Here is a 16,242-nt window from a genome sequence, read left to right as displayed (position 1 = left end):
CTTGCCAGCAGGCAATGGCCTGCGACATATCTGCACAGAAGCCTAGCAGCCATCGGAATCAAAACCTGTAGAGCCCGCCGGAGGCCGTCAAAGATTCCGTCGGGGCCACCGGCAGGGAAAGCACAAGCTATCAGATGTAGAAATTAGCTATCGCGCCCCTCTCGGCCATCACGACCTTCACCAGCCTCCTCAGTATCCTGCTCCTGCTGCGCAGATTCATCCACCTTGAGACCGTGTCTCTTTGAGCGCCAGCGCCACAGGCGCTTGGCCAGCTCCTGGCGATCCGGAGTTTTATCCGCTTCATCGACAATCTCTTCACCGAGCAGAGTCTCGAGAAGATCTTCAAGGGTAACCACCCCTTCCAGGCTGCCGTATTCATCCAATACCGCACTGATCTGCACCCGGCGCGACAGCATTTTCTGGAAGGCCTGATATATAGTGGCGGTTTCCGGCAGCATCAACATTTCGCGGCGGAACTCGGACAATTTACGTTCGCCCTCACCCTTGGCATAGGCGAGCAGTAGTTCCTGTTTAAGTACAAACCCCACCACACAGTCCTGATCGCGGTTTTCATATACCGGGATACGGGAGAAGCGCCCCCTTTCCACCTCCTCGTAGACCTCAGCCAGAGTGGCGTCCTCGGGCAGGGAAAATACCACAGTGCGCGGCGTCATCACCTCGCGTACAGAATGGTCGCGCAGGGTAAAAAACAGGTTGCGCAGAATACTGGACTCACGCTGCTCCAGCTGGCCCTCGGCCTCCCCGATCTCCGCCATAATCGCAAACTCATCGCGGCTGAAGCCCGTAAGGGTGGGTCCGTGCGATAAGCCCCGTGTGAGCCACTCGGACATTTTCACAAAGGGGTAGAGCAACCACACCAGTCCGCGCAACGCGTAGGCAGTAAATGGAGCCAGCTGACGCCAGTAAACCGCCCCTAGGGTTTTAGGAATAATTTCCGAGAACACCAGAATCAACAAGGTTAGGATTGCGGAGGCAATACCCAGGTACTGGTTGCCAAAAACCGCTGCAGCCTGGGCACCAGCACCAGCGGCACCAGCAGTATGGGCAATAGTGTTCAGGGTAAGGATCGCGGCCAGGGGCGCATTGATATCCCCTTTCAGCTTGCGCAACAGAGGCCCCGCTTTGTGCCCTTCCCTCTCAAGAAGTCTCACATAGGGCGTGGTGACGCTGAGAATGACCGACTCGGCAATCGAGCACAAAAAGGAAAAGCCGAGAGCGATAAAAATATAGGTAATTAAGAGAAACATATATCCCTGGTTACAGCAGAATTAGAGCTGAATTCTTGCGCACTGTCCGTGACACAACAAGCCCAGAAAGCATCAAAGCCGCAATAAAAATGAATTTAACCGGCCAATCTTCCCTTGAGAGTAAGGCATTGGCCAGAAAAGCGTTTTATCCAGGACTTATTGCGTATACCTGGAGCCTCATGCCGTTACCGACAGAGGCTCCAGGACAAACCAAGTGGAGAGAAAGCCAACTCTCTCCAGTTGCCAACGAGCTTTACTTCGTTACACTGGCAGAGGCTTCGGTGCCTCTATTAGGTGCGGCAAAGCGCTCAACCCACTCACGCACCTGTCCGTACCAGTGCAACGAATTATTCGGTTTTAGTACCCAATGGTTTTCATCGGGATAGTAAATCAGGCGCGATTCAACACCGCGCTCTTGCAAAGTGCGAAACAACTCGAAGGATTGGCCAACCGGCACTCTCAGATCGTTTTGACCGTGAATAACCAAGCTCGGCGTCTTGAATTGAGCCGCATAAGTATGCGGTGAAATTGAGGGGTAAATCTCCGGGCTCTGCCAATATTCGCCAAAGCGAACCCCGTGTACCGAATAATCTGCTGCCAGCATGGAGTAGAGGTTATACACCGGAGCATGAATTACCAGGGCATTAAATGGATGTTCGCGACCCAATAGAATACTCGCCAAATAGCCACCGTAACTGCCTCCCGCTGCCACTAATTGATCCTTGTCTATCCAACTCTGCGATTTAAACCAATCGGCTGCAGCGATAGTGTCGGTATACGGCCGACTGAGCCAGTCTGGATTGATGGAATCTGCAAATGCCTGACCAAACCCGGAGGAGCCATGGAAATTAAACCAAGCGGTGACATAGCCCCAAGAGGCAAAGGTTTGCGCATTCCAGCGAAAATGAAAGGTATCGGTGACGGCATTGTGTGGACCACCGTGGAGTAACAGCATTAATGGATACTTCTGATTACGATCAAAGCCCGGTGGATAATGCACCCACATCTGTATATCGGCGCCTTCCGCTCCGGTAAATGTCACCGACTCGTAAGTTCCCAGATCGATATTGGCAAATAAATCATCATTAAAGCTATCCAGCCGCTCCACTCCCCCATTTCTTGCATCAATACTGACCACCCTTGGCGGATAGAGAAAGCTTTGGTTAATACCTACCAGAGTGCCATCACTGGCAACAGACAAATTACTAAAGTCGGTCGAATCGGTGATTAATCTTGGGTCGCCATTGCCGACGGGCAGATAGTAAATTCGCCGAGTGCCCTGGTCGTCGACTGCGGCATAGAGACCACCCCCACTGGGTGCCCAAACCATACCATCCGTGGATCTATCCCATTCCTCATGTAAAACAGTGTTCTGCCTAGAGCGCAACCTGTGTACCACCAGGCGGCGCGTATCACCATAAAAACCCGATATCAGCTGGCGATTAAAGGCTAACAAACGGCCATCCGGTGAAAACTTTGGATTGAAGTCTGGCGCCTCATTGGCCAAGGTCAAATTTCTGGCTTTAGGGGAACCGGGCTCCAGCAGGAACACATCGAAGTCTGGGCGAGTACCACTTTTCTTGGAATCGGCCACAATAGCGAAGTGTGACTCGTCGGGCGATACGTCATAACTTTCTGCCCCCTGGATCCAGTTGGGAAGCTTTAAACCCGTCCTCAAAGTCAGATTTTCTACCGCACCGCCTTTGGCTGGGATTCTGAATACATGCGCCTGCCGCTGCTCATCTATCCAGTTATCCCAAAAAGAAAAAGGCAATGCATTCCAGACATAGGCAGACACCTTTTTCTCTTTTTCTTCCTTAACTCGGCCAGCCATTTCTTCCGGCGCTTTATCCGGCCAAATACGCGAGATAAAATAAAGGTGGTCCCCCACCCACTTTATCGATGAGACACCAGTCGGTACCTCACTCAAACGCACCGCCTCTCCGGGAGCAGCCATAGGCAATATCAAAATTTGCTTGATATCGTCATCACTTCGTTTGCCAATAAAAGCCAAATGTTTACCATCTGGGGAAAATACCGGCTCCGAAACACTGAGCCCAACAGCCGTTAATGGCCTCTGGATATCACCATCAGTAGAGAGCAACCACAAGCGGGTTTCCCCCTTATCCTGTTCAAGATCAAAAGTTGTCACAGGGGCTACTACCTGATCACCAGAGGGAGAAATCACTGGAGTGCCCACGCGCTTTATTTTCCAAAGCACTTCGGCTGACAAGCGCTGAGCCTCTTCAGCTCCAGCAGCCATTGTTAGTAAAAGCGAGGATATCAGTACGAAAATACATCTCATAAGAGTTCCTTCCTGGATTTATTGATATTTTCGGAGGTATATGGGGAACGCTTAGGGCAAGGCGGCGAGAGAGAAAATACCGACTCTTAATCTCAACATTAACAGTCCATGCCTAATGCTGAGTAACAATGCAGAGAGATATTTTATGCCTTTTATGTCAAACGCACCCTGGGGAAGATAGAGTACGCAATTATCTACTGGCCCACTATTCCGACCAGCTCTCAGGCCACTCAGCTCGTCTCAATCAACAAGAAAAAAAAGGTTGAATCAGACCAATTCATTGGAACAAAGATTGGGTACTTTTTGTTAATTTTTCCATCCTGAGCCTGAATTCAGATAAACATTAACGATCCCTATAAGACATTTCGATAACCATAAGAGATCGCACTACGCGATAATGGCTTATCATCTCGCAACATTTAAACTATCTACGCGGAGGCAAATCTTCGCGGACCTCCTAATGCGCTGTACACAAGAGCAATTATTAAGCCACTGAGTAACCCACCGATATGAGCGGCGTTAGCTACCCCAACTCCAGTTAATAGAGTCACAACACCCAGAGCGCACAATAACAGCCACACCAGGGCTACAGTGAGAATTCCTGCAGGTATATCCCGCCACAGAGGCTGAAAACGCTGTAAAACCAAGGCGAAACCGACCAAGGCATAAACGACGCCAGACATACCGCCAAAACGAATCCCAGGCTGCCAAAAATACTGGGCCAGATTGGAGGCGGCGGCGCCGAGCAGCACCAATACAACAAATAAAATACTGCCACCACGGGCCTCTATTGGCCTGCCCAGAATCCAGATCCCCAAGGCATTAAACAGTGCATGGGGCAGGGAGAAGTGCACAACTGCTGGCGTGAATATTCTCCACCATTGCCCCCGCTCCAAATGCCAGGCCAGTGAGGATTGTGAAAAAGAGTCCGCAGCATTTGGATCGGGGTAAATTAATAAGCCATTGGATAAATTATTAACCTGTAAAAACCAGCCGAAAAAACACAGCGCAATTAATAAAAGGCTGAGTGGAGTCCTGTCCAACGGAAAACTTGGCAGGACAGAGACCGCATCACTGTGTTTTTTACCGGGATTATCCCCTGTATTTCCAGGCTGGCTGTCAGTTGCAGCCGCAGAGGTTTGCCCCCCTTCACTGCCAGGCTCTCGCTCCTCTGCCCTCTGCATTTGTACCTGATCGAGATCCAGCTCACCAGAATCCCAACGCTGCAGTAGAGGCTTAAGCATTTCTGCCAAACCAGCATCAGGGCAGAGTAGTAACTGCTGATTTTTTTCCTCGGTGATACGCAAAGGTAACTGGTGGCGCTGGATAAACCGCGCCAGCGCACCAAGATCCTTGGAGAGGGGGAAACTGTAAACAAAAATCCACTGACTCAATTCGGGAAACCCTTAATTCCGGCTTGTGCTACGGAGGTAAATTATCAGCTGGCAGGCAGGCTGCTCTAACGGTTTTATTGATATACCCATCGGCCAGCTTTGGTCTGGCCGATGGGTAATTTAAGACAGATCCGATTTAAACCGCCATAGCCCGCAAGATAATACGCTTCTTTAGCATGGGACTGGCGTCCACCATACTCAAGCCGGTATTACGCAGCCAGCGCCAGTGCAAATCTCCAGCACCAAACAGGGATTTAAAGGCGCTCATAGCCTTTAATGTCGAGGCATTATCTCCACGGCGGCGGCGTTCATAGCGCGCCAATACCGAGGTATGTGCCGGCTCCAGGCCGCGTGACAAAGCGCGATCTATTTCATCGGTGAGTACGCGTACGTCCTGGAAGCCCAGGTTAACCCCCTGCCCCGCAAGTGGGTGAATACTGTGAGCGGCATCCCCAACCAGCACCGCACCGGGTCCGTGGTAGCGCTCTGCATGGCGCGCGCGCAGGGGGAAAGAGAAACGCTCACTGACGGATTCCACTTTACCGAGGCGGCTCTCAATGGCCTTTTCAAGATTGAGGGCAAACGCCTGATCATCCAGCATCAGTAATTCACGCGCGAGAGAATCATCCGCCGACCAAACCACGGCACAGTGGTTGTCGTCTCCGAGGCCGGCCATCGGCAAGAAGGCCAAGGGGCCGCTTTGCATGAAGCGTTGCCAGGCGGTGTGTCGGTGGGATTTCTCACAGCGGGCTACACAGACCAGAGCGGTCTGGTGGTAATCGGTTTCCTGGCAGCGGATGCGCAATAAATCACGGACCTTGGAACGAGCGCCATCAGCGCCGATCAGCAGGCGTGTTTGCACTATCTCAGCCTGCTCGCGCAAACCTTCGACCCCATCATCAGACTGCTCGCCCCGCGGCTGTAAATGCCAGAGTCCACAGTCGCGCCACCAGCTCTCCAAGCGGAAGCCGTTAACCAGCTCAACATTGGGCAGGGCCTCTAGCCGCGCGCGTAAAGCGGCGACGATAATATTGTTCTCGACGATATGCCCCAGATTGGGCAATTGCACATCGCGGCTGTTAAAGCGCACCGAGCCAGTGCCATCAGCATCCCAAACGCGCATCTCCACGTAGGGGCAGGCCCGTTGCGCAGAGATATCCTCCCAGGCTCCAACCTCTTCGAGCAACTCACGTGACGCCTGGGTAAGCGCCACAACCCGCGGCTCGTAGCTATCGGATTGCTGCACAGTGGTCTCTGGAGAAGCCTCCAACAGCGCCAAGCGCATATTTGGGTGGCGCACAGCGAGCAGTGCTGCCTGAGCCATACCCACCATTCCCGCGCCGACAATGGCAAAGTCCAAACGGTGTCTATTCATATCTAGCCAATTCCACTGTTGTGCCAAATTTAACGCCCATCGCGGTGCAACGTTTGAAACCCCGCCATTTTGGCTTGGGGTTAAAGCCCAAACCCTGCCGCCTGCCCGACAAACTGCTGCCGCAGTGGCGGTACCAGTGTAAGGCCAAGCATCCCCAGTTGGCGTACTACTTGCTGGAAAGGGTTAGCCGAGGAAAACAATGCCGGGATTCGGTCACTGAAACCTACGGTTAACTGCTGGTCGAGCCTTCGGTTTTCCCCATAGGCCGCCAGCCACTCCAGCTGCCCCACTGCGCCACTCTGCACTTGCGACCGCGCCAGTGACTGGGCCAGGGCATAACAATCGCGCAGGGTCAGGTTAAACCCCTGACCCGCCACCGGGTGCAAGAAGTGGGCACAATTACCCAACAAAACCAGGTTGCGACGCCACTGCTCACGAGCCAGAGAAAGACTGAGAGGATACCCTTGTAGGGCCCCAGCTCTGATAAATCGACCGGCTCGCCACCCAAATTGCTGTTGCAAGCGTTGCAAGCGCTGCTGCTCTGGCAGCGCACAAACTACGTCGGCCTCCTCTTCGGCACAGGCCCAAACCACAGCGGCGCGGTGTACTCCCTCACGACGAGGTAGAGGCAACAGCGCCATGGGGCCGGATGCAGTGAAGCGCTCATAGGCAACGCCATCGTGGTCCCGTTGTAGAGCAACAGTAGTGACCAACGCCCTCTGTTGGTACTTTACTGTGTCAATTTCCATGCCCTGCTGCTTGCACAGCGGTGAATCGACACCGTCAGCAACAACCAACAGGTCACATTTCGTTACCTGTTCCGAACCGCCATCCACGGCTGACCAACGCAAGTTAGCGCCCTCATTATCCATCTGCACCGAAGTTACCCGAGCTGGGGAGATAAGCCTGACCGCAGTGTCATTTAGAGCATTGTGCAGGATGGGCCCCAGCGCCGCATTTTCGATGACTGCTCCCAGCATTCCAGCAAAACTGGCCTGCTTCTGTGCGCCTGCAGAGAGGGCCGCGCCAAAGGCATGGCCGCGATCACTCACCTGGATACGTTTGATTGGAGCACTGTACTCCCGCAGTGCCGGCCAGAGACCCAGCTGCTCAAACAGCTGCAGACTGCCGGCAGCAATCGCTGTGGCGCGGGTATCAAAGCTGGGCAATTGCACACTCGCTGAGGCATTGGGCAGAGACCTCTGCTCCAATAACTGGACGATGAGGTGAGGACAGAAATGTGCCAGCATCAGTGCCAGACTGGCACCGGCCATACCACCACCAACAATGGCCACATCTACCCGCTTTAGCGGCTCACTCATGGAAACCTCCCCTTACCCAGTGGTTTGAATAGCTATGCCCACTGAATAATAAAATCTCAAATTAAATTAGCGGGTCAGTAAATCCCGCCCATGGCGCATGGTGTACTCAATGTCTGCCACGGCTTTTGGAGCACCCTCAGACAAAACCCTCACACCTTCGGCAGTGAGCGCAACATCGTCTTCAATACGAATCCCCATACCGCGAAATTCCAGAGGTATGCGATCATCGTTTGCCGGAATATAAATACCGGGCTCTATAGTCATCGCCATGCCCGCTTCCAACTGCCGCCAAACGCCCTGTACCCGATAGTCGCCCACATCGTGGACATCCATACCCAACCAGTGCCCAACACGGTGCATATAAAAACGCTGATAGGCACCCGAATCTATCAGTTCACGAAAGTCTCCTTGCAACAGCCCCAAGTCCAGCAAGCCGCGTGTGATTACCTCAACACTGGCACCATGAGGCTGATCCCAGTGGTTGCCGACACAAACCTGCTCCATTGCTGCCGCCTGCGCCGCCAAGACAATTTCATACACTGCTTTTTGCGCATCACTAAAACGGCCATTGACCGGATAAGTTCGGGTAATATCGGCGACGTACCCCCGGTATTCACAACCCGCATCGACCAATACCAAGTCGCCATCGCGCATCCGTGCCTTATTGCTGCAATAGTGCATAATCAGGGCATTGCGACCGCTGCCGACTATTGTCGGGTAGGCAGCTTCCCGGGCACCAGCATCCATAAAGCTATGTAAGAGAGCCGCCTCCAACTGGTATTCGTAAAGTCCCGGCTGGCAGCGCACCATGGCGCAGTGATGTGCAGCAGCGCTAATTTCCCCTGCACGGGCCATCAAATCCAATTCCCGTTCGCTCTTGAGCAGACGCAGCTCGCGCAACTGATAATCCAGGTCAAGCATTTCCGGAGCTCCCTTGCTGGAGGGCGCCTCCTGTATCTCCTGTAGATAAGCGCGCAGCCGTCGATCCAAATGGGCATAGCGCCCCATAGGGAAGTAAATACGCTCTCGCCCTTCCATTAATCCGGGCAGAATATCGTCGAGGTCGCCGATGGGAAAAGCATCCGAAAGACCAAATTGAGCTACTGCGCGTTCTGGTCCCAGACGTGGCCCATCCCAAAGTTCCTTTTCTTTATCGCGCTCGCGACAAAACAGCAGGGTGTCTCCCTGACTGCGGCCGGGTAGAAGCACCAGTAATGATTCCGGCTCATCGAATCCGGTTAAGTAGAGAAAGTCGCTGTCCTGTCGAAAAGGAAAGTAGGTATCGCGGGAGCGCAGCTGTTCCCCAGCCGATGAGATAATCGCCAGGCTATCCGGGGCCAACCCCGCCATAAGCCGGGCGCGTCGCAGGGCATATTCCGACCCGCTAATCAGCGGATCTTTTGCGCTTTCGCTGCCGCTCATCAGTGGACGGTGGGGCCGCTGCCGGAGTGGCTGCCGCGCACTTCGGTAAATATGTTGAGCACCGCAACCCGCACATACTCCTGCAACTCAATTAATTGCTGTTCAGCTTCTTCACTCTCTTCAACGTGATCGGCATCCACTTGGGAGATAGCTCCAATATCTTTGAGCGCCTCTTCACTGGTGGGCTGCATCTTTACTTCTGCTCCACCGATGCCAAACCCGTGTAAAAAACCCTCACACCAGTGCCCCAGGGCCAGAGTGCGGCTGACAATATCTTCATCGTCGCAGAGGAGCAGCTGAAAAGAGAAATCCGATCCACCCAGCTGCTTGCGGCTTTCCTCCGCCAATTGCAATAAGTCCCGATCCAGATCTGCGGGTACCGCCTCAAGGTCGAGTAACTCCGCCAGTTCTTTTTGCCAGCGTTTTTTATCCGGTTCGGCGCCAGCAGCCAACACGCCACAGGTAAAGCCGTGTAACTCACTCGGGTCCACCTGACCACCCGCGGAGAGAATGGCATTGGCGAGCTGCTCAAATCGGTTGTTTTCTGAAGTCATGATTACCGCACAGTTTTTCTTAATCGGGATGGATTCGATGCGCTGCGGTGGCAGCAGCAGGCATGAGAATCGGGGTTCTAAGGACAATTTTGTGATTGTCCACGCAGGTGGAGCGATTGACCCACCATTTCGCCGGCAATATAGTAGCGGAATCCCTCGCAGTCTGTCGTGTTGCGAACTCAGACGTAGACCTCAAACGCAGGAAATATGGATAAGCTGCAAGCGTTAGAAAGCACCGTGGATTCACTGATCGCCCGCTGCCAACAGCTGGCAAATGACAATCGTGAACTGCGCCGGCAGGAAGCCGACTGGCTGCGCGAACGCCAGCGCTTAATTAAAAATAATGAGGCCGCCCGTTCGCGGGTTGAAGCCATGATTAATCGTCTCAAAGGGCTTACGCAAGAATCCTGATGGCAGACTCTGCATTAACTTCTGAAACCGTCACCGTTTCCATTCTCGGCAAAGAGTACCGCGTTGCCTGTGCCGACGGCGAGCGTGCGGGACTACAGGCTTCCGCTCAATTACTTAATGAGCGCATGTCTCGAATCCGAACCACCGGCACCGTTATTGGCGTAGAGCGTATTGCCGTGATGGCCGCGCTCAATATTGCCCACGAACTTATCCAAGCGAAAGCGGAATTAAGCAGTATTCCCCTACAGAAAGAAATCCTGGAACGGCTTCAAAATAAGATGCAAAACGCCCTGGGGGATACCGACCCAGAAAGCGAGGCCCAGTCATAACTTTGCCAGCAGTGCCGCAAAACATCCCAATTTGCGGTTAACAGCCCCCCTTTCAACAAGTTATAATTAGTACATACCCTGGGGTGTTGGCCAGCAGACTATGTCCTTGAGCCGATAATCTTACCCTGGTGGTTTCCAGCGGGTGCTGGTGTGCAGGTCCGCCATGCAGCGGAAAGCCTTATGTACCCCGGAGACTGCCACCTTGAACCTTACGGTTCAAGGCTCCGTCTACAGCCGCACACTCGGGGTTTCCATTTCTTTTTCTATACTCCCCCAATTCATGAGCGAAAATAAAACGCAGCTGCGACGGCGTATGCGCGCGGGGCGGAGGCAGCTGAGTGCCTACCAACAGCGTCTGCATGGCCGCTCTGCCATCACTTTGCTGAACCGAATTCCGCAGATGAAGCGCGCCCTCCATATTGGTATTTACTGGCCAATGGATGGTGAGTTAGATGTTCGCCCTCTATTGCAACGCTTTCCCAAGAAGCGCTTCTACCTGCCAATACTACCAGTGGAACCACACCCACACCTGGGCTTCAAGCAGTGGAATGGCTGCCCGCTACCTTTTCGAAACCGTTTCGATATTCCTGAGCCAGTGCGAAGCCCCAGCCGGGCCGCAGGCATATTAGACCTAGTGCTGGTACCACTGGTGGCTTTCGATCCCAATGGCGCCCGTCTGGGGATGGGCGCGGGTTTTTATGATCGTACCTTTGAACACAAACAACTGCTGCCCGGTAGTGGGCCACTGCTAATTGGCGCCGCCCACCAATTGCAATGTGTGGATCAGCTGCCAACGGATAACTGGGATATTCCTCTCGATATGGTGGTGACAGAGAAGCGTATCTATCGTTGCCGGTAATTTATGAACAGGGGACTCTCTGACAAACATCACATAACGCTAAAGCTCTTGAGCACTCAACCGGCTTATAAAAAACTAGCTAGGCGCAAAATCACAAACAAAAAAGGCCGGACACCATAGGTATCCGGCCTTTTTTGTTGTGCTTGGGCAGAGCGCCCCCCCGGCATCAGCCTAACGGGTAACCACTCCCTCTTGCAGAGCAGCAGGCGGCTCTTTTTCCGAGGCAAATACCTCGGTCAAACCACTAGTACTCAGCAGAACGCCCGCGACAAAGACAACCACGGCGATTGTCAGCGCATCGGCTTTCATTGGGACCATCCTGTACGATCAATTTTTTTGTTATATGCGTTTCACCCCGCTTATGACCTAAGCCATAGCAAAAGTTCCACGACAAAAGAAGATACTGAACAATCGTCGGAATAGTAACCGTTTATTGAATAATTTCTGCGTTTTTTGTCGCATTTTTGCTCAAGGGGGTTCGACAAAACTTAAACCCTGGTCTACTCAAAAAGAAAGTGAAGAGATACCTTTCTCGCCATGCCCCCAAATTGGGATCAGCTACCCAGAAAGAAGCTGTAAGCGGGATTTTCAGTTTCATCCCAAAAGGGAAACTGCAGTTGCTCCAACAGATCCAATAACTCCTCGCGCTCAGAGGGCTCAACCTGCATACCCGCTAGAACCCGGCCGTAAGCGGCACCGTGATTGCGGTAGTGAAACAGAGTGATATTCCAACGGCCCGCTAATTGCTCGAGAAATTTCCGCAGCGCACCGGGACGCTCCGGAAACTCAAAACGGTAGACCACCTCGTGGCACAAGCCCGGAACTCTCCCACCGACTAAATGGCGGATATGTAGTTTGGCCATTTCATTATCGGTGAGATCTGTCACGCTATAACCTTTGCGCTCCAACTCTTCTACCAACTGGCTGCGGTCGCTGCCGGCAGAAACCTGCAAGCCGACAAAAATATGCGCCTCACCATCGCCTGCATAACGGTAATTAAACTCGGTGATAGCACGGTCCCCAAGATCGCGACAAAAGCGCAGGTAGCTGCCCGGTCGCTCTTCAATACGCACGGCCAGCACCGCCTCGCGTTTCTCACCAATTTCTGTGCGCTCACTGATATAACGCAGCCGGTCAAAATTAATATTGGCGCCACTACACACCGTCGCCAGAGCCACATTGCGGCCACCACTCTGCTCTGCATATTTTTTTAAGCCGGCCAAGCCTACTGCCCCGGCCGGTTCGGCAATTGAGCGAGTGTCTTCAAAAATATCCTTGATCGCCGCGCAAATTTCATCGGTACTCACCGTGATCACATCATCCACTGTTTCACGCAACACACGGAAGGTCTCCTCGCCAATTTGTGCCACCGCAACGCCATCGGCAAACAACCCTACCTGCGGCAAGCGGACACGCTCACCACTCTTCAGGGCCGCTTTAAGACAAGCCGCCTCCTCTGGCTCCACGGCATAGACACGGGTCTCCGGCCTCACATATTTAATGTAAGCCGCCATGCCCGCAGCAAGCCCGCCGCCGCCTACCGGGATAAAAACCGCCTCGAGATTACCCGAATGCTGGCGCAATAACTCCATGGCTACGGTGCCCTGTCCGGCGATCACATCCGGATCGTCATAAGGATGTACAAATACCAAGTCGCGTTCATTCACCAGCTGGCGGGCACGGCCGGCCGCCTCATCAAAAGTATCCCCGTACAGCACCACCTCCGCACCGCGCATACGAACGGCGCTGACCTTAATTTGCGGGGTGGTCTTTGGCATCACAATAGTCGCGCGCACCCCCAATTGTGCGGCACCCATTGCCAACCCCTGGGCATGATTTCCCGCAGAGGCGGCAATTACTCCGCGCGCACGTTGCTCCGGGGGCAGTTGCAGTAACTTGTTATAGGCGCCGCGAATCTTGAAGGAAAAAACCGGCTGCAGGTCTTCCCGCTTGAGCAAAATTCGGTTTCCCAGACGGTGGGACAACTGGCGCATTGGCTCCAAAGGCGTCTCAATGGCGACATCGTAAATGCGCGCGTCTAAAATGCGCTTGATATAGGACTTGGGCATGGCGTGTATCAACTGCCGTTGCGGTTAATTTCTGTGCGCGACTCAGGCAAGCGTAGTAGCAGGAGTGGGCGGTCATGGAGCCGCCGCAAGCGCAACACCGGCAGGCCAGTCTAAGCCTTGATCAGCATAATTGCCATTTTTTTAGATTTATTGCGCTTTTTTTTATCGAAACAAATAGATAAAGCAGAAATAATTGCACAGGAAACTATCCAGCGTATGACCCAGGATGAACTGAAGCAGGCTACTGCTCGCGCCGCCATCGACCATATCTCCCCGCGCCTGGAGGCCGATTCCATCGTCGGCGTTGGCACCGGCTCCACAGCCAATTTCTTTATCGACTACCTGGCAGAGATCAAAGGCCAATTTGACGGCACCGTCGCCAGCTCTGAAGCTTCCGCACAGAGACTCAAGGCCCACGGTATCCCGGTCTATGAACTGAATAGCGTGGATGGCATGCAGTTTTATGTGGATGGTGCCGATGAGACTAATCCCGCCCTGGAGCTGATCAAAGGTGGCGGTGCGGCCCTGACCCGCGAGAAAATTGTCGCCGCCTGTGCTGAGGAATTTGTTTGTATTGCCGATGACAGTAAGTGGGTAGAGACTTTGGGCGACTTTCCCCTGCCGGTGGAAGTCATTCCCATGGCCCGTTCGCTGGTAGCCCGCGAGCTGGTAAAGCTGGGAGGAGATCCGGTCTATCGCCAGGGTGTGATTACCGATAATGGCAATGCCATCTTGGATGTGTATAACTTGAAGATTGAGCAACCCAAGGAACTGGAAGACGCAATCAACAATATCACCGGCGTTGTCACTAACGGAATCTTTGCCAAGCGCCCAGCGGATGTACTGCTGCTCGGCACCAGCTCTGGAGTGAAAACCATCACCGCTGGATAATCTAGAGACATTATGGGACACAAGAATAAGAAACTGCTGGCGGCACTGTTGGGTGCCGTGACACTGAGCGCGGGCTGTGCCACAAGCCCGCCGAGCAACCTCGATAATATCTGCTCTATTTTTCGTGAGAAGAAGAGCTGGTACCGGGAAGCCAAGGCTGCCGAGGAGAAATGGGGATCACCTGTGGCCGTTATGATGGCCATTCTGCACCAAGAGTCGCGCTTTGTGCATGATGCGCGCCCCCCGCGCACCAAGATCCTCGGCTTTATTCCCGGTCCCCGGCCCTCAGATGCCTATGGCTACGCCCAGGCACTCGGCAACACTTGGCGCGGATATCAACGCTCCAGCTTTAACTATGGCGCCGATCGAGATGATTTTGGCGACGCCATCGATTTTGTTGGCTGGTATAACAATACCAGCGCGCGCCGCTGCCAAATCCGCACTCGCGACGCTTACCACCTCTACCTGGCTTACCACGAGGGACACGGCGGCTTTAATCGGCGTAGTTTTAAAAATAAAGCCTGGCTCAAGAAGGTTTCCCACAAGGTTTCGGCAAAAGCGCAGCGCTACCAGCAACAACTCAACAGCTGTGAGCAGTCTCTGCCAAAACGCAGGAAGTTCCTCGGCCTGTTTTAGCCTTGAGCCACCGCCGATAAAAATTGCTGCGGTGGCGGGGAATGGCGCCACAGCCGCTCTGAAACTGACTACCCTGAAACTAATGTCTCAGAGTTGATTGCCAACGCTTTCAATTACCGATGGATTCCGCAGCAACACCCAGGCATTTGAGCAGTGTGACTGGGTATTGCTCTGTAGAAGCAAAAGCGCCCCCCAACTTTCAGGAGTGCCCAATGAAATTCCCTTTTAAATATCTCGCTCTTTTCGCCTTGTTGCTCACAGTGCCCTTTGCGACCGCCCAGACAGCAACTTCACAGGCCGAGGCCCCAAAAGTCTCCTTCAGTGAACCTCAGCTCAAGCAGTTTGCTGATGCCTATCGCTCAATCGTGATGTTGAGCCGGGAGTATGCCCCCAAGCTCAAGGCCGCTGCAGATATCAAAGAGGCTGAAGCCCTCAACAAGGAAGCGCAGGGCAAGATGGTCGCAGCTATTGAAAAGGCAGGGTTATCAAAGAGTAAATATCAGGAAATTGCCAGCAGTATTAAATCTAATCCTGCCCTACTGGAAAAGGTCAATAAAATACTGCAACAGGGACACAACCAAAAACCGCAGTAATTCCGACACAATAACTCACTGCACCGCCAATCTGCTCAATTAACAAATAATTGGATTTCGTCGCCGGCCACTGGTCGGCGCAACTTTTCAATTGTGCATGCGTGTTTGTGCTAATTCCGGTCAGCTGGTTTTCAGAATAAATAAGATGCTTTATTGGTGAGTATCCACGAAGAAAAGGCTATTCGATGCTGACTCCCAGCACCCGACAGATCACCGATAAGTTGCTTTTTACCCAATTGCGGTCGAATGAGCCCCAGTCGTGAAGCCGGTAATAGCCATCATTATGGCGCACCCCCTCCTGAATAAACTCCACCTGTGTGCCGTGGCCTGGTAACCCCTTGGCAATAATGTCCTGAACCGTGCGTCGCGGCCACCCGGTTGCCTCTTCCAGGGCTGGATTGTTGGGGCGGGGAATCTGTTCAATCAGATAGGCGATCAACATACGCCGACAAATAGTCGGATTCAGCTGGCTTTCGACGGATGCTGACGGCATCGGGCCACTCCCTCATTGGCATGTTTAGGTTATTCTTATCTTATCTGACTTTTTAGTCTAATTTATAGCCACCCTACGAGACGCTTTATCCAAAAGCTGATCATTGGGTTTGTTGGACCATTTATACTCCCTACGCCAGGAGAAAAACATAGCCAAATACTGGAGGACTTGCTCCTCACGCAAAGAGCGAAGAAAAGTGATATTGCTACCACCACTTACACTCTATCTGATAAGTGGTGGCGATAAATCAATGAACATACGTCTAACTTCGTGGAAAAAGCTGCAATAGCTACAGTTTTCATTAGCGCTCCTTTACCGTGC

The 16,242-nt window shown here is 53.1% G+C and carries 16 protein-coding genes and 1 other RNA gene; 7 read left to right on the top strand and 10 right to left on the bottom strand.

Annotation, left to right across the window (positions count from 1 at the left end; translation table 11 throughout):
- Window positions 1-143: 143 nt before the first annotated feature.
- The 7 genes from ACJJH9_RS01065 to ACJJH9_RS01035 form a co-directional block, all read right to left on the bottom strand.
- Window positions 144-1,268, bottom strand: a complete 1,125-nt coding sequence (locus tag ACJJH9_RS01065; RefSeq protein WP_252083587.1) for a CNNM domain-containing protein — start codon at window positions 1,266-1,268, stop codon at window positions 144-146.
- Window positions 1,269-1,521: 253 nt separating this feature from the next.
- A complete protein-coding gene (locus ACJJH9_RS01060; protein WP_444923996.1) occupies window positions 1,522-3,573 on the bottom strand; it encodes an alpha/beta hydrolase family protein in 2,052 nt (683 codons plus the stop codon).
- Between the two features lie 428 nt (window positions 3,574-4,001).
- Entirely contained in the window at window positions 4,002-4,967 is a 966-nt protein-coding gene (locus ACJJH9_RS01055; protein ID WP_444923995.1) for a rhomboid family intramembrane serine protease, read from the bottom strand.
- Between the two features lie 136 nt (window positions 4,968-5,103).
- On the bottom strand, window positions 5,104-6,342 hold the full coding sequence (locus ACJJH9_RS01050) for a UbiH/UbiF/VisC/COQ6 family ubiquinone biosynthesis hydroxylase (RefSeq protein ID WP_444899635.1): 1,239 nt from the start codon (window positions 6,340-6,342) through the stop codon (window positions 5,104-5,106).
- A gap of 80 nt (window positions 6,343-6,422) precedes the next feature.
- Entirely contained in the window at window positions 6,423-7,664 is a 1,242-nt protein-coding gene (locus ACJJH9_RS01045; protein WP_444923994.1) for an FAD-dependent monooxygenase, read from the bottom strand.
- Window positions 7,665-7,730: 66 nt separating this feature from the next.
- Complete coding sequence (locus ACJJH9_RS01040) at window positions 7,731-9,086, bottom strand: aminopeptidase P N-terminal domain-containing protein (protein ID WP_444923993.1); 1,356 nt, start codon at window positions 9,084-9,086, stop codon at window positions 7,731-7,733.
- Window positions 9,086-9,727, bottom strand: a complete 642-nt coding sequence (locus tag ACJJH9_RS01035; protein ID WP_444882995.1) for a UPF0149 family protein — start codon at window positions 9,725-9,727, stop codon at window positions 9,086-9,088. The genes ACJJH9_RS01040 and ACJJH9_RS01035 overlap by 1 nt, the downstream gene beginning before the upstream one ends.
- A gap of 120 nt (window positions 9,728-9,847) precedes the next feature.
- Here ACJJH9_RS01035 and ACJJH9_RS01030 point away from each other — a divergent pair, with 120 nt between their 5' ends.
- From ACJJH9_RS01030 to ACJJH9_RS01015, 4 genes are all read left to right on the top strand, one after another.
- Window positions 9,848-10,051 (top strand): TIGR02449 family protein, encoded by a 204-nt coding sequence (locus ACJJH9_RS01030; RefSeq protein ID WP_152455364.1) that lies wholly within the window; start codon window positions 9,848-9,850, stop codon window positions 10,049-10,051.
- Window positions 10,051-10,380, top strand: coding sequence for a cell division protein ZapA (locus ACJJH9_RS01025; RefSeq protein ID WP_252083593.1), 330 nt, complete (start codon window positions 10,051-10,053; stop codon window positions 10,378-10,380). Before ACJJH9_RS01030 ends, ACJJH9_RS01025 begins: the two co-directional genes overlap by 1 nt.
- A 72-nt stretch (window positions 10,381-10,452) precedes the next feature.
- Window positions 10,453-10,633, top strand: a non-coding RNA gene (gene ssrS, locus ACJJH9_RS01020) — 6S RNA.
- A gap of 27 nt (window positions 10,634-10,660) precedes the next feature.
- Window positions 10,661-11,239 (top strand): 5-formyltetrahydrofolate cyclo-ligase, encoded by a 579-nt coding sequence (locus ACJJH9_RS01015; RefSeq protein ID WP_444923992.1) that lies wholly within the window; start codon window positions 10,661-10,663, stop codon window positions 11,237-11,239.
- Between the two features lie 171 nt (window positions 11,240-11,410).
- Here the strand turns inward: ACJJH9_RS01015 and ACJJH9_RS01010 are convergent, their stop codons facing one another.
- Window positions 11,411-11,548, bottom strand: coding sequence for a hypothetical protein (locus ACJJH9_RS01010; RefSeq protein ID WP_252083595.1), 138 nt, complete (start codon window positions 11,546-11,548; stop codon window positions 11,411-11,413).
- Window positions 11,549-11,793: 245 nt separating this feature from the next.
- Window positions 11,794-13,308, bottom strand: a complete 1,515-nt coding sequence (gene ilvA, locus ACJJH9_RS01005; protein ID WP_444923991.1) for a threonine ammonia-lyase, biosynthetic — start codon at window positions 13,306-13,308, stop codon at window positions 11,794-11,796.
- A gap of 216 nt (window positions 13,309-13,524) precedes the next feature.
- Between ilvA and rpiA the strand changes: the two genes are divergently transcribed.
- The 3 genes from rpiA (at window position 13,525) to ACJJH9_RS00990 (ending at window position 15,428) form a co-directional block, all read left to right on the top strand.
- Window positions 13,525-14,199 (top strand): ribose-5-phosphate isomerase RpiA, encoded by a 675-nt coding sequence (gene rpiA / locus ACJJH9_RS01000; RefSeq protein WP_444923990.1) that lies wholly within the window; start codon window positions 13,525-13,527, stop codon window positions 14,197-14,199.
- Between the two features lie 12 nt (window positions 14,200-14,211).
- A complete protein-coding gene (locus tag ACJJH9_RS00995; protein WP_444882999.1) occupies window positions 14,212-14,835 on the top strand; it encodes a transglycosylase SLT domain-containing protein in 624 nt (207 codons plus the stop codon).
- A gap of 212 nt (window positions 14,836-15,047) precedes the next feature.
- Window positions 15,048-15,428: a DUF4168 domain-containing protein gene (locus ACJJH9_RS00990; protein ID WP_252083599.1), complete on the top strand. Its 381-nt coding sequence runs from the start codon at window positions 15,048-15,050 to the stop codon at window positions 15,426-15,428.
- Window positions 15,429-15,606: 178 nt separating this feature from the next.
- On the opposite strand, the gene ACJJH9_RS00985 is transcribed toward ACJJH9_RS00990, so the two are convergent.
- On the bottom strand, window positions 15,607-15,921 hold the full coding sequence (locus ACJJH9_RS00985; protein ID WP_444883000.1) for a helix-turn-helix domain-containing protein: 315 nt from the start codon (window positions 15,919-15,921) through the stop codon (window positions 15,607-15,609).
- Window positions 15,922-16,242 lie beyond the last annotated feature (321 nt).

The sequence above is a fragment of the Microbulbifer mixtoriginis (SeqCode) genome, from assembly GCF_052466715.1.
The sequence above is the reverse complement of the archived record's forward strand: the minus strand, read 5'-3'. Positions and strand labels throughout refer to the sequence as shown.

Excerpts from the sequence above, each read along its gene's own strand:
- ACJJH9_RS00995 (WP_444882999.1), top strand. The coding sequence starts at position 14,212 with ATGGGACACAAGAATAAGAAACTGCTGGCGGCACTGTTGGGTGCCGTG.
- ACJJH9_RS01060 (WP_444923996.1), bottom strand. The coding sequence starts at position 3,573 with ATGAGATGTATTTTCGTACTGATATCCTCGCTTTTACTAACAATGGCT.
- ACJJH9_RS01010 (WP_252083595.1), bottom strand. The coding sequence starts at position 11,548 with ATGAAAGCCGATGCGCTGACAATCGCCGTGGTTGTCTTTGTCGCGGGC.
- rpiA (WP_444923990.1), top strand. The coding sequence starts at position 13,525 with ATGACCCAGGATGAACTGAAGCAGGCTACTGCTCGCGCCGCCATCGAC.
- ACJJH9_RS01025 (WP_252083593.1), top strand. The coding sequence starts at position 10,051 with ATGGCAGACTCTGCATTAACTTCTGAAACCGTCACCGTTTCCATTCTC.
- ACJJH9_RS00985 (WP_444883000.1), bottom strand. The coding sequence starts at position 15,921 with ATGCCGTCAGCATCCGTCGAAAGCCAGCTGAATCCGACTATTTGTCGG.
- ACJJH9_RS00990 (WP_252083599.1), top strand. The coding sequence starts at position 15,048 with ATGAAATTCCCTTTTAAATATCTCGCTCTTTTCGCCTTGTTGCTCACA.
- ilvA (WP_444923991.1), bottom strand. The coding sequence starts at position 13,308 with ATGCCCAAGTCCTATATCAAGCGCATTTTAGACGCGCGCATTTACGAT.
- ACJJH9_RS01040 (WP_444923993.1), bottom strand. The coding sequence starts at position 9,086 with ATGAGCGGCAGCGAAAGCGCAAAAGATCCGCTGATTAGCGGGTCGGAA.
- ACJJH9_RS01045 (WP_444923994.1), bottom strand. The coding sequence starts at position 7,664 with ATGAGTGAGCCGCTAAAGCGGGTAGATGTGGCCATTGTTGGTGGTGGT.
- ACJJH9_RS01050 (WP_444899635.1), bottom strand. The coding sequence starts at position 6,342 with ATGAATAGACACCGTTTGGACTTTGCCATTGTCGGCGCGGGAATGGTG.
- ACJJH9_RS01065 (WP_252083587.1), bottom strand. The coding sequence starts at position 1,268 with ATGTTTCTCTTAATTACCTATATTTTTATCGCTCTCGGCTTTTCCTTT.
- ACJJH9_RS01015 (WP_444923992.1), top strand. The coding sequence starts at position 10,661 with ATGAGCGAAAATAAAACGCAGCTGCGACGGCGTATGCGCGCGGGGCGG.
- ACJJH9_RS01030 (WP_152455364.1), top strand. The coding sequence starts at position 9,848 with ATGGATAAGCTGCAAGCGTTAGAAAGCACCGTGGATTCACTGATCGCC.